This window comes from Enterococcus sp. FDAARGOS_375 (assembly GCF_002393265.1).
Lineage (GTDB): Bacteria > Bacillota > Bacilli > Lactobacillales > Enterococcaceae > Enterococcus_D > Enterococcus_D innesii.
Genome location: NZ_CP023515.1, coordinates 276,057 through 289,135, shown reverse-complemented (window position 1 = coordinate 289,135; position 13,079 = coordinate 276,057). Strand labels below are relative to the sequence as shown.

Here is a 13,079-nt window from a genome sequence, read left to right as displayed (position 1 = left end):
CTCCATGGTTACTGTCTTATTGGACTTGGTATACTGATAAGACGAGTAAAGGAGAAGTGAAAATGAAAAGTTATCGTTCGACGATTGCGGCTTGCTTTGTAGGGTACATCGTTCAAGCCGTCATCAATAATTTTGCCCCATTATTATTTTTGACCTTTCAAAGCCAATACCAGCTACCGATCAGCCAGATTACTTTGCTGGTTAGTTTTAACTTTTTGACCCAGTTAGCCGTCGATTTTGCAGCAATCTTTTTTGTAGACCGCATCGGCTATCGAGTGTCGATCGTAGCCGCGCATTTTTTTGCAGCGATCGGCTTGATTGGTCTAGCCATTTTTCCCTTATGGTTTCCGACCCCGTTTAGCGGATTGTTAGCAGCGGTTTTGTTGTATGCCATTGGCGGTGGCTTGCTGGAAGTCTTAGTCAGTCCCATCGTTGAAGCCTGTCCAACGGAACATAAGGAAAAAACGATGAGCATGCTGCACTCGTTTTATTGCTGGGGGTACGTGGGGGTCGTTTTGTTCTCAACGGCGTTCTTCATGGTGTTCGGTATTCAACAGTGGCCGATTTTGGCGATCATCTGGGCGCTGATCCCGTTGGTCAATTTGTTTTTCTTTACCAAAGTCCCGTTGGCGCCAATCGTTGCCGAAGGAGAACGAGGGTTGACCACTCGGCAGCTCTTTTCCTTGAAAAGCTTTTGGCTGTTTCTGGTGATGATGGTCTGTGCTGGAGCCAGCGAACAAGCAGTCAGCCAATGGGCATCGACCTTTGCCGAACAGGGCTTAGGCGTTAGTAAGACGCTAGGAGATTTAGCAGGGCCAATGGTTTTTGCCTTGATGATGGGGATCTCCCGCTTGCTTTACGGCAAGTTCGGGGAACGCATCGATTTGAAACGCTTTATGTTTTTGAGTGTTTTGCTTTGCCTACTGGCGTATATGATGATCGGCTCTGCTTCATTGCCATTGATCGGGTTCCTTGGCTGCGGCTTAAGCGGTTTTGCCGTAGGGATCATGTGGCCAGGAGTCTTTAGTCTTTCTGCGCAATACATTCGCAACGGCGGAACGGCGCTATTTGCTTATTTGGCATTAGCAGGAGATTTAGGGTGTTCAATCGGACCCGCTGTGGTCGGCAGTATCGTCGAATGGACGGGACAACAGTTGCAGGTTGGGATTCTAGGGGCGATCGTTTTCCCGATCATCTTGCTGGCAGGAATTTATTTGGTTCAACAAATGCACAAAAAACGACAGCTTCCGTTGCTGGTTTTTCAAGAATCCACAAAAGAATAAAAAAAATTTAGAGCAAATGCCGTCTTTTCATGGTATTTGCTTTTTGTTTTCTGAAATTCCTCTAGTCAAGATAGTTTCTATCCGCTATACTTTGACTTATTCATTTAAAAAGGAAGTGATGTTGTGAAAAGTCAATTGAAAAAAGAAATCAGTTTTTTTGGGGCATTATCGACAGTAATGGGAACGGTGATCGGCGCCGGCGTGTTTTTCAAAGCAGCGGCTGTGGTCCAGCAGACCCAATCCACCGGTTTGACCTTGTTGGTCTGGCTGCTTGCCGGCTTTCTAACGATTTGCGGCGGTTTGACGGTGGCGGAGTTAGCGACGGCGATTCCTGAGACTGGCGGACCCATTCGATATATTGAAAGAATTTATGGGAAATTACCCTCCTTTTTATTAGGCTGGGCACAAAGTATCATTTACTTTCCAGCAAACGTGGCGGCTTTAAGTATTATTTTTGCGACCCAGTGTTTGAACTTATTTCATCTACCCAGCAATTATTTGCTTCCTTTATCGATTTTGACCGGAACGAGTGTGACCTTGATCAATCTTTTGGGAACAAAAGCCGCTGCTCAAGTCCAGTCCGTCACGTTAGCAGTCAAGCTGATTCCGATTGCGGTGATCATCGTGGCGGGCCTGTTGACACCAGGGCAAGTATCGGTCTCATTGGTGGATTTTTCTTCCAATACTAAAGGATCGCTTGCAGCTGGCATCAGTAGTGCCCTCTTAGCAACCCTTTTTGCTTATGACGGTTGGATGGGAGTCGGTAATGTCGCTGGGGAAATGAAGCGACCTGAAAAAGATTTACCAAAAGCCATCATCTTTGGGTTGAGTTTTGTTACCTTGGTGTACGTGTTGATCAATGTTGCCTTTTTAAAAACATTGCCTATCGATCAAATCGCTGGTAATTTGAACAGTGCTTCAGAAACTGCGATGGCCTTGTTTGGCAGCTTTGGCGGAAAACTGGTCACGATCGGTATCCTGATCTCTGTGTATGGCGCATTGAACGGCTATACAATGACTGGCTTGCGGGTCCCGTATGCCATGGCGTTGGAAGATGAGATTCCTTTCAGCAAGACCTTTGCCACCTTAAGTAAAACCACCAATGCACCTTATGCGGCGGCCTTTTTACAGTTGGGGATCGCATGTATCATGATGCTTTTAGGCACCTTTGATCTCTTGACCGATATGCTGGTTTTTGTTATGTGGTTCTTTAGTGTATTATTGTTTGTAGGAGTTTTTCGTTTGCGAAAAACAGAACCGCAGATGAAGCGTCCGTATAAAGTTCCCTTCTATCCAATCATTCCCTTGATTGCGATCTTAGGTGGCTGTTTTATCTTGATTATGACCTTGATCACTGATACGTGGTTAGCAGTCGTGGGAATTGGCGTGACGCTACTAGGAATTCCCGTTTTTTATGGAAAAGCAAAAGGAAAAGCGAGAGGAGCGAAAGAATGAAGATCGTTGTACTTGATGGCTATGCGTTGAATCCAGGAGATTTGTCTTGGCAAGGGTTTGAAGAATTAGGAGAGGTGACGGTGTATGATCGTACCTCGTATACAGATAAACAAGAAATTATTGAGCGAATCGGCGATGCCAAAGCAATTTTGACAAATAAAACACCGATCACCGCAGATGTGCTCAAAGCATGTCCGCGATTGACCTACATTGGGGTCTTGGCAACTGGATACAATGTCGTTGATTTGGCAGCAGCGAAGGAACAGGGAATCACCGTGACCAATATTCCTAGCTACAGTACCAATGCAGTGGCACAAGCGACCTTTGCTTTGCTGCTGGAAGTGACGAATCAAGTGGGACACCATAATCGTTCCGTGCATCAGGGCGACTGGCAAACCAGCAAAGATTTTTCTTATTGGCATACACCATTGATGGAATTGGCAGGCAAAACGATTGGGCTGATTGGATATGGTGCGATTGCTCAAGCAGTTGCCACGATCGCTCATGCGTTTCAGTTGAAGGTGATCTACTTTAATCATCGACCAAAACCAGCACAAGCAGATTGGGCAAAACAAGTTTCGCTGGCGGAATTGTATCAAGAAGCAGATATCATCAGCCTTCATGTTCCGCAGTTTCCTGAGACAGAAAAAATGATCGATCGCACAGCATTGGCACAAATGAAATCTTCTGCGATCCTGATCAATACCGCCCGTGGCGGCTTGATCGATGAAGCGGCAGTTGCTGAAGCGCTGCAAACTGGGCAGATCGCAGCATTGGCGGCAGATGTCGTTTCAAAAGAACCGATTGCAGCTGACAATCCCTTATTACAGGCGCCAAATTGCTATTTGACACCGCATATCGCTTGGGCACCCGTCGAAACGCGGCGTCGTTTGATGGGGATCGCTGTGGCGAACTTAAGCGGTTTTAAAGCAGGTACACCGCAAAATGTCGTATAAGCAAAACGAGCAAGTAAAAGGACTTTGACAAAGCAGGCGACTAACAAAGCAGTTAGTCTCGCCAACACAGTAACCATTTCGACCAGTCATCCAGCCTCACAAGGTGATTGGTCGTAGGACTGGTGGTTTGTCTAAGTCTTTTTTTGCTGAAAATGAAAGGAGACGGTCTTGAAAAAGTATTATTATCTAGCGGCCTTTGTTAGCTTGCTGGTCTTGAGCTGGCTGATCCAAACCCAAAGTAGCCGCTTTTATGCACAGCCGATCATAGAAGTACAAACGGTTCAAGTCACCGCCGACCAGCAGCAGATCCAAGGGATCGTTCGTAACGGAGAAGAAGCTGGAGTACTGCGGACAGTCACTACGCAATACACCCCCAACGGGGCGATTCATCCGTTATATCAGACCGGACAACAGCTGCTTTTGCAAAAAGAAGGGGATGGCTGGCAGGTACAAGCACAAAAACGGGATGGGTATCTCTTTTTCTTCCTTGCCTTATTTTTGATGGCTGTAGTCGCAATTGGTGGCAAAAAGGGCTTGCGGGCTTTATTTAGTATCTTTGTGAATACTGGCTTGCTGCTCCTTTTTCTTTGGTTTCACAAAGGCAACAGCTCCTTTTCATTGGTCTTTTTGATGATCGTTTTTACGATCGTCTCGTTGGTTTTGACGATGGGGATTTCCTATGGCTTTCGTACGATCGACAGCCGCAAAATCATTGCCTCGTTAGCCAGCGTCCTCTTGGCGTTTTTTCTCTGTCGGTTCGCCATGGATCTTTTGCAAGATCATGGGCTGCGCTATGAAGAAATGTCGTTTCTGACCCGTCCGTATCGCAGTGTCTATCTAGGGAGTCTGCTGATTGGCGCGATTGGTGCCAGCATGGACAATATTGTCATGCTGATTGCCAGTCTAGATGAGATCCAGCGCATCAATCCCCAGACTAGCCGCAAGGAACGATTAGCGATTGGTCGGTCCATCGCGCAAGATACGACTTCTTCGATGATCAATGTCTTGTTGTTTGCCTATTTAAGCGGAAGTATGCCAGCGCTATTGTTTTACCTCGCAAATGGCTGGCTGCTGTCGCAAGCATTGCCGATGCATCTTTCTTTAGAAATAGTGCGTACAGTATGCGGCGGCTTTGCGTTGGTTTTATCGGTACCTTTGACGCTCCTTTGTTTTGAAGTGCAAAGGAGGAAAGCAAAATGAATGTTTTGTTTGTGTTGATCTTGCTTTTTCTCTTGCTGACCTTCGCTGTTTTTCGGATCGAAGGGCTGTTTCAAGTCACGGGTTTGTTTATGAATGTGGCTGTCTTTCTAGCGCTGCTGGTCCTGATTGACCGAGGGGCACCGATCTTACCAGCGGCTTGTGTTGCCTTTTTAGCCGTGGCGGCGATCACCTTGTTTTTCGTGAACGGCGTCAATCAGAAAACCAAAATTGCCTTTGTCTGTGTGTTGGTCTTTCTAGGGATTTTTCTACTACTATTTCCGCTTGTGCTCTCTGCAATGAATCTTCATGGGTTTTCGGCAGAGGAACTGGATGAGTTGGCGATGTATTCCTTTGATGTAACCATCGATTTTAAGACATTGATGACTGCGATCATTTTGATGAGTTTTTCGGGGGCGGTGACAGATGGGAGTATGGCGATCAGCACTGCGACCTATGAACTTTTTCAAGCAAACCCGCAAGTCTCGCTCAAGGCATTAAGTAAAAGTAGTATGACCGTGGTATCAGACGTATTGTCTTCGACGATCAATACCTTATTGTTTGCCTTTATGGGAAGTAATCTGGCGTTGATTGCGTGGTTTCAAGATTTGTCGATCTCCTTTGGTGAAATGATCAATTCGAAGGCGTTCGTCTCAGAATTGATCGTTTGTTTGATCACAGGTCTGGCAGCGGTGATTATTTTACCCATCACCGCATGGGCAGCAAGTTGGTATTTTTTGAAAAGAAACCGAATGGAATAGGAAGGAGCGCAACCACCATGGAACCACTAATTGAAACTAAGCGATTAGTGCTGCGAGAAATGAGTCATGACGATCGACCAGCGATTGAAAAGATTTTGCAAGATCCAGAAGTTATGATTGCCTATGAAGGACCCTTCAGTGAGCAAGAAGTCACTGGTTGGATCGACAAACAGCTGCAACGCTATCAAAACGATCACATTGGCTTGTGGCTAGTGATTGAGAAAGCATCCGGGCAAGCGATCGGTCAATGCGGGTTGACATGGCAAGACGTCAAGGGAGAGGCCGTTTTAGAAATTGGGTACTTGTTTCAAAAGAACTTCTGGCATCATGGGTTTGCCACAGAAGCCGCCCAGGCTTGTAAAGACTATGCGTTTGCAACGCTGAATGCCGCCATTGTTTATTCGACCATTCGTGAGACCAATCAAGCCTCCATAAATGTGGCATTGCGCAATGGAATGAAGCTGGTGGATCGCTTTGTCAAACACTATCGGCAAGTGGACATGCCGCATCTTGTGTATGCTGTGGCGAAAGAAATGTGAAAAACGAAAGAATGCTTTTTTCGATTTAGACAATGAAACGCCCTTAGAAAGTTAGCTTTTTCTAACTTTCTATGGGCGTTTTTTATGCTTGCGTAAAGCTTTTTCGTTCGATGAGTTCAGCCCCTAAAAGGACTGTTTTGGTGATCGCTCGAGGATGAACGATCTGATCCACCAATAAATCGATCGCGGTTTTGGCGATTTCCTCCACATCAATGTTAAACGTTGTTAGAGGGGGAGCCACAAATTTTGCGATCTCATTGTCGTTGATACTGATTAATTCCAAGCGATCAGGAATGATGATGGATCGTTCATTTAACGCTTGGAGCACACCAACTGCGATGGTGTCAGAAGCCACAAAGAGCGCCTCTGGCAAATTGTCACCACTAAATAAGAACGCCTCATCGAGCGCATCTCGACGAGCCAGCGTTTGACGGAAGATGACCTCGCGACTATCCATTTCTGCACGTTGGGTATCAGGATTTAGATAAGCACCACCAATAAAGCCGATCTTTCGGTATCCTTTTGTTAAAAATAGATCGATCGCCAGTTGCGTCATTCGATCAGTATCAGGTTTGACCGTATCGAACAGCTCTGGACAGGGGTTGATTTCCAAAAGGACGCCATAGGGGCAAACGGATTTGAACTGCTGCGTTTCTTTCTCAGTGAAAGAGCCAATCCCAATAAATCCGGCGACTTCTTGCAGTGTTTCTAAAACATCATCTTCATGGGTGATCAGTTGAATTTCCAAATTGTTGATTTTCGCATATTTTTCTAAAGAGATACGCAATTGTCGAAAATAGACATCTTGCAGCTCTTCTTGTTCTGTCAGCCAGAAAAGGACGGCGATTTTTTCTAGTGTTGTTTTTATTTTTGAGCGATCATAACCTAGGGATAAAGCGGTATGAATAATTTTTTGACGCGTATCGGCTGCGATCGACAACGATTCGTCGCCTTTCAATAATCGGGAAACAGTCGCTTGTGAAAAGCCTGATTGCTCGGCAATTTTTTTTATTGTAACCAATCTTCTTCACCTCTTTCTTCTAGTATACGCTAACAACTTTACCAAGTAAATGAATTTACTAAATATATTTACTGAATAGTGAAAGTTAATAACAAAGAGGTATTTTGAAAAAAATATTCGTGTGATAAACCTTGATTTTATCCGTTTATTTACTCCGTTTAAGAAATTAATTTAGTAAAACTATTTACATATTAAGTAAAATAATTTATTATAAACGAGAAGATAGCGTTTGCAAAATAAAGAAAAGGTGGAGAAATGATGATGAAAAAAATGTCTCGAGTTCTTTTTTTAAGTGTAGCAGCTTTAGGATTAGGTGCTTGCGGTCCACAAAGTGAAGGGACAGATAGTACTGCAGCAAATAGTGGCAGCGATAAGGACTATGATCTATTGGTCTGGGAAGACCAAGCAAAATCAGCTGGGATTGAAGAGGCAGTCAAACAATTTGAAGAAGAACACGATGTGACGATCAAAGTGGTCGAAAAAGCCTATGGTGGACAGATCGAAGATTTACGATTGGATGGACCCGCTGGTACAGGTGCGGATGTCATCACGATTCCTGGCGATCAAATCGGTACAGCCGTTACCGAAGGTTTGTTGAAAGAATTAACAGTCGATCAAACGCTACAAGAGCTGTATACAGAATCAGCAATGCAATCGCAAATCGTTGACGGCAAAGTCTACGGCTTACCAAAAGCGGTTGAAACACAAATTTTGTATTATAACAAAGAACTAATTTCCGAAGAAGACTTGCCACAGACAACGGATGAGTGGCTGGAGTATTCCAAGTCTGTTTTAGGGCCGGATAGCTATGGTCTATTGGCTCAATGGGATCAAATTTACTATGCCCAAGGTGTTCTTGGTGGTTATGGTGGGTATGTATTTGGTACGAATGCAGACGGTTCTTATAATCCAGAGGACATCGGTCTGGCAAATGAAGGCGCGATCGAAGGAGCTGACTATATCCAAAAATTTTATGATGAAGGTGTCTTTCCTCCAGGAATCGTTGGGGAACAAGGTATTAATGTGATTGATTCACTCTTTACAGAAGGGAAAGCGGCAGCCGTGATTTCTGGTCCTTGGAATTTAGCTCCTTTTCAAGAAGCTGGTATTGATTTTGGAGTTCAGGAATTGCCATTGCTGGCCAATGGAGAACATATGGGCTCCTTTATCGGTGTCAAAAGCTACAACGTAAGTAGCTATTCCCAAAACCCTGAATTAGCTGAAGCGTTCGTCAAATTTATCAGCAATGAGGAAAATTCAAAAGTTCGTTATGAAAAAACACAGGAAGTACCAGCAGTTGCTGCCTTAGCGGAAGATTCTACAGTACAAGAAAGTGAAAGTGCCGCAGCCATTGCCGCTCAATCTCAATATGCAGAGCTAACACCAGGAATTACCGAGATGAACTCGGTATGGGAACCAATTGATGCCGCATTACAAACCATTGCTACTGGAAAGGCTGAACCGAAAACAGCTTTACCACAAGCAGTCGATCAGATCAAATCAGCCATTGCAGCAATTCAAAACTAGAAAGTCGTTACGAGGACAAACGTTTCAGATGGTCATTCATCACTAGGAATCAAGTATGGCCGAACGAAACGTTTGTCAGCGGCTTTTTCTTACAGGGGGCGAAAATGTGAAAAACACGCAGTCGTATGCAAAACGAGCAATGCTATTCTCGATAATTCCAGGATTCGGTCAATTTTATAATCGGCAAAAAATCAAAGGTGCTTTATTTTTCTTCTTTTTTGCTATGTATCTTGTCGTCTTTAAAGATTTATTTAATATGGGACTTTGGGGCATCGTGACATTAGGCGTGGAAGTGCCGAGAGACAATTCCATCTTTTTATTAGCAGAAGGATTAGTTGCCTTGATCGTGATCGGTTTTGGTCTGTTGTTCTATTATTTAAACATCCGTGATGCCTATAAAAACGGAGAATTAAGAGACAATGAGCTACCAGTCAACTCTATTCGTGAAAGCTACCAGGCACTATTAAGAGAAGGCTATCCTTATTTAATGAGTAGCCCAGCATTTTTCTTACTCGCGTTTTCTGTTATTTTTCCGATTCTCTTTAGTATCGCGTTAGCTTTTACGAACTATGATCTGTATCATTCTGCACCCGCCAATTTAGCAGATTGGGTGGGATTAGAGACCTTTAAGAAGATTTTTACTGTCGATATTTGGCGTAGTACCTTCTTCAATGTTCTGGGCTGGACAGTTATCTGGACCTTGATCGCCTCAACGTTACAAGTTTCTATCGGAATATTTTTAGCGGTGCTGGTGCATCAAAAAGAACTACGATTCAAAAAGTTCTTTCGAACGATTTTGATCCTCCCATGGGCAGTTCCGGGATTTGTTACGATCTTGGTGTTTTCAGGAATGTTCAATGATTCCTTTGGTGCGATCAATCATTCGATTTTGAATTTCTTCCAGATTTCACCGATTCCTTGGCTAACGAGTGCGAATTGGACCCGTTTAGCTTTGCTACTGATTCAAGGCTGGCTAGGCTTTCCGTATATTTTTATCGTGACTACAGGGACGCTGCAATCCATTCCGGATGATTTGTATGAGGCGGCGACCATCGATGGTGCTTCAGCTATGCAAAAATTCCGCCGAATCACATTGCCATTACTGCTTTATGCAATGGCACCGATTTTGATTACGCAATATACGTTTAACTTCAACAATTTCAATATCATTTATCTGTTTAATTCTGGTGGACCGGCAGTTCCTGGTTCGACCGCTGGTGGTACCGATATTTTGGTTTCGTGGATCTATAAGCTCACGATGCAAAATAGTCAATATGCATTAGCAGCAGCGTTGACGATTCTCTTATCGATCGTCGTGATTGCGATTGCTTTATGGCAATTCCGCCGAACAAATTCATTCAAGGAGGTCGGTTGATATGAATACTACTAGTATAAAAAAACAAAAAATACTCCGTCTTTCCCTGACGTACTTGCTCTTAACGTTGTCTGTGATCGTAATTATCTACCCATTGCTGTGGGCTGTGGGGGCAAGTTTTAATCCGGGAAACAGTTTAGTAAGTACGAGCTTGATTCCAGCTAACCCAACATTAGGGCATTATCAAAAACTATTTGCAGGAGATAATTCTTTGTATTATGTCCAGTGGTATTGGAACTCATTGAAGATTGGAGTCATGACCATGTTCTTGTCACTGATTTTTGTCTCCATGACGGCGTATTCCTTTTCACGATTTCGTTTTACAGGCCGTAAAAATGGGTTGATGCTGTTCTTACTACTACAAATGATCCCGCAGTTCTCTGCCTTGATCGCAATTTTTGTATTGGCGCAAATGCTCGGCTTGATCAATAGCCATTGGTTGCTGATCTTGATTTACGTTGGGGGGCAGATTCCCATGAACACGTACTTATTGAAAGGGTATTTTGACTCGATCCCGTTAGATTTAGACGAGAGTGCCAAGATAGATGGCGCAAGCAATACGCGAATATTCTGGCAAATTTTGATTCCTTTATCACGACCAATGCTGGCAGTCGTTGCCATGAATGGCTTTACTGGACCACTTGGAGACTTTGCCCTGTCTTCTGTGATTTTACGTAATCCTGAGTACTATACATTACCCATCGGGTTATACAAATTAGTCACGGATAAAATGGGAGCCAGCTATACAACTTTTGCGGCAGGGGCTATTTTGATCAGTATTCCGATCGCGCTCGTCTTTATTGCATTACAAAAACATTTTGTCTCCGGTTTGACCGCTGGTGGCACAAAAGGATAGGAAGAGAAGATGACAAGATATAACTTAGAAGAACGCTTTTTACATGGTGGGGATTATAATCCTGACCAGTGGCTAAATTATCCCGAGATCTTAGCCAAAGATTTAGAACTAATGGAAAAAGCTCATGCTAATACATTTTCCCTTGGTATTTTTGCTTGGAGTGCCTTAGAGCCAGCAGAAGGGGTGTTTCAATTTGAATGGTTAGACAAAATCATGGATGAGCTCGCCGAACGAAACAGCAACGTCATTTTAGCGACGCCAAGCGGCGCGCGTCCTGCCTGGTTGTCTAAAGCATACCCTGAAGTTCTACGGACTAATGAAAAACGGGAAAAAATGTTACACGGCGGGCGTCACAATCACTGCTTTTCTTCACCGATCTATCGTGAGAAAGTGGCGATCATCAATCGGAAATTAGCTGAACGCTACCACGACCACCCAGCACTATTAATGTGGCATATATCCAATGAGTATTCTGGAGATTGTCATTGTTCCATTTGCCAAGAAAACTTTCGTCAATGGGTCAAGCAGAAGTACCAAACATTAGCAGCCTTGAATGAGGCCTGGTGGGGACCTTTCTGGAGCCATACGATCACCGATTGGTCGCAAATCGAATCTCCTTCACCGATCGGCGAAATGCAAGTTCATGGACTAAATCTAGACTGGCATCGTTTTGTGACCGATCAGACCATTGATTTCTATGAACATGAGATCAAAGACATTCGTCGTTTGTCTCCAGATGTGCCGATCACAACGAATTTCATGGCAGATACCCGAGATTTGATTCCCTTTTATAGCCTTGATTATGGAAAATTTGCCCAGCATGTGGATGTCATTAGTTGGGATTGTTATCCTGCTTGGCATAATGATTGGGGAACGACCGCTGATTTGGCAAGTAAGGTTGGGTTTATCAATGATCAGTACCGTAGCTTGAAAAAGCAACCCTTTTTGATCATGGAATCAACCCCTAGTGGTGTGAATTGGCATCCAGTCAATCGCACGAAACGCCCCGGGATGCATCTGTTGTCTTCTATGCAATTTATTGCTCACGGTTCAGATAGTAATCTTTATTTCCAATGGCGAAAATCTCGAGGCTCATCTGAGAAGTTCCATGGGGCCGTCGTGGACCATGACAACGACGAACAGAATCGTGTTTTTCAAGATGTAGCCGAAGTGGGAAAAGCCTTAGAAGAAATCAAAGAAATCAAAGGATTGCACAAAAAAGCCAAAGTGGCGATCATCTATGATTGGGATAACAATTGGGCGCTCAATGATGCGCAAGGTTTTGGTTTGGAGAGCAAACGCTACCCACAAACGTTGCAAGAGCATTATCGCTATTTTTGGGATCATGACATCGCGGTTGATGTCATCACGAAAGACCATGTCTTTGACTCTTACCAATTGATCATCGCTCCGATGCTTTACCTTTTACCAAAAGAAACTATGAAAAAGTTTCAACAGTATACGAAAAATGGCGGGACGCTGGTTTCCACTTATTTGACGGGGATCGTGAATGAAACGGACTTGACCTATTTAGGGGGCTGGCCCCAAGAGTTAGAAGAACTGTTTGGTGTGTCTGTGAAAGAAATCGATACGTTATATCCGAAACAAAAAAATCTGCTTTTAATGAAGGAGCAGCAGTACCAAATTCATGATTATTGTAGTGTTGTTCAAACAAACACTGCCCAAACGTTAGGGGTCTACGGTGCTGATTTTTATCAAGGTCAAGCTGCAGTGACCGTAAATGATTATGGTGAAGGAAGTGCCTACTATCTTGGGGGACGGACGGATCAAGCCTTTTTGGAAGACTTCTATCAAGAAGTAACACAACAGCTTTGCATACAAAATGAGTGGGTCCGTCAAGGTTCAACGAACGTGTCGATCCAAAGTAGAGAAAGTCAGCAAGAGCAGCTCGCTCCGACCACCTATTATTTTGTGATGAATTTTTCCGAAGAAAATCAAGAAGTAGAGGTAGCAACTACAGGAGTCGATTTGCTTACTGGAAAAACGACAAACCAAATGCTTCAGTTGGCGCCTTATGAGGTGCAGATTATCAAAGTGACAGCACCAGAACAATAAAAACTATTGTGTCAATTATATGAAAAAAGAAGT

Annotated in this window: 11 protein-coding genes; 10 read left to right on the top strand and 1 reads right to left on the bottom strand. The window is 43.9% G+C overall.

The features are described from left to right. Positions 1–62 precede the first annotated feature (62 nt). The 6 genes from CO692_RS02350 to CO692_RS02325 all read left to right on the top strand — a co-directional run bounded on the left by CO692_RS02350 (position 63) and on the right by CO692_RS02325 (position 6,191). Positions 63–1,283 carry an MFS transporter gene (locus tag CO692_RS02350; protein ID WP_096741432.1) on the top strand — a complete coding sequence of 407 codons (1,221 nt, stop codon included), beginning with the start codon at positions 63–65 and terminating at the stop codon, positions 1,281–1,283. A gap of 123 nt (positions 1,284–1,406) precedes the next feature. Further along, positions 1,407–2,738 (top strand): APC family permease, encoded by a 1,332-nt coding sequence (locus tag CO692_RS02345; RefSeq protein ID WP_096741431.1) that lies wholly within the window; start codon positions 1,407–1,409, stop codon positions 2,736–2,738. After that, the gene (locus tag CO692_RS02340; protein WP_096741430.1) at positions 2,735–3,694 is read left to right on the top strand and encodes a D-2-hydroxyacid dehydrogenase; all 960 of its coding nucleotides are present in this window, start codon (positions 2,735–2,737) and stop codon (positions 3,692–3,694) included. Before CO692_RS02345 ends, CO692_RS02340 begins: the two co-directional genes overlap by 4 nt. 168 nt (positions 3,695–3,862) lie before the next feature. Then, positions 3,863–4,894: a YibE/F family protein gene (locus tag CO692_RS02335; protein WP_096741429.1), complete on the top strand. Its 1,032-nt coding sequence runs from the start codon at positions 3,863–3,865 to the stop codon at positions 4,892–4,894. Next, complete coding sequence (locus CO692_RS02330) at positions 4,891–5,652, top strand: YibE/F family protein (protein WP_096741428.1); 762 nt, start codon at positions 4,891–4,893, stop codon at positions 5,650–5,652. Before CO692_RS02335 ends, CO692_RS02330 begins: the two co-directional genes overlap by 4 nt. A gap of 17 nt (positions 5,653–5,669) precedes the next feature. Further along, positions 5,670–6,191 carry a GNAT family N-acetyltransferase gene (locus tag CO692_RS02325; protein WP_096741427.1) on the top strand — a complete coding sequence of 174 codons (522 nt, stop codon included), beginning with the start codon at positions 5,670–5,672 and terminating at the stop codon, positions 6,189–6,191. An 82-nt stretch (positions 6,192–6,273) separates the two neighbouring features. Here the strand turns inward: CO692_RS02325 and CO692_RS02320 are convergent, their stop codons facing one another. After that, positions 6,274–7,212, bottom strand: a complete 939-nt coding sequence (locus tag CO692_RS02320) for a LacI family DNA-binding transcriptional regulator (RefSeq protein ID WP_096741426.1) — start codon at positions 7,210–7,212, stop codon at positions 6,274–6,276. A gap of 255 nt (positions 7,213–7,467) precedes the next feature. Between CO692_RS02320 and CO692_RS02315 the strand changes: the two genes are divergently transcribed. The 4 genes from CO692_RS02315 to CO692_RS02300 all read left to right on the top strand — a co-directional run bounded on the left by CO692_RS02315 (position 7,468) and on the right by CO692_RS02300 (position 13,046). Next, positions 7,468–8,739 (top strand): extracellular solute-binding protein, encoded by a 1,272-nt coding sequence (locus CO692_RS02315; protein WP_096741425.1) that lies wholly within the window; start codon positions 7,468–7,470, stop codon positions 8,737–8,739. 139 nt (positions 8,740–8,878) lie between these two features. Further along, complete coding sequence (locus CO692_RS02310; RefSeq protein ID WP_096742849.1) at positions 8,879–10,114, top strand: carbohydrate ABC transporter permease; 1,236 nt, start codon at positions 8,879–8,881, stop codon at positions 10,112–10,114. Between the two features lies 1 nt (position 10,115). Further along, positions 10,116–10,970, top strand: a complete 855-nt coding sequence (locus tag CO692_RS02305; protein WP_096741424.1) for a sugar ABC transporter permease — start codon at positions 10,116–10,118, stop codon at positions 10,968–10,970. A gap of 9 nt (positions 10,971–10,979) precedes the next feature. Next, positions 10,980–13,046 (top strand): beta-galactosidase, encoded by a 2,067-nt coding sequence (locus CO692_RS02300; protein ID WP_096741423.1) that lies wholly within the window; start codon positions 10,980–10,982, stop codon positions 13,044–13,046. Positions 13,047–13,079: the final 33 nt, after the last annotated feature.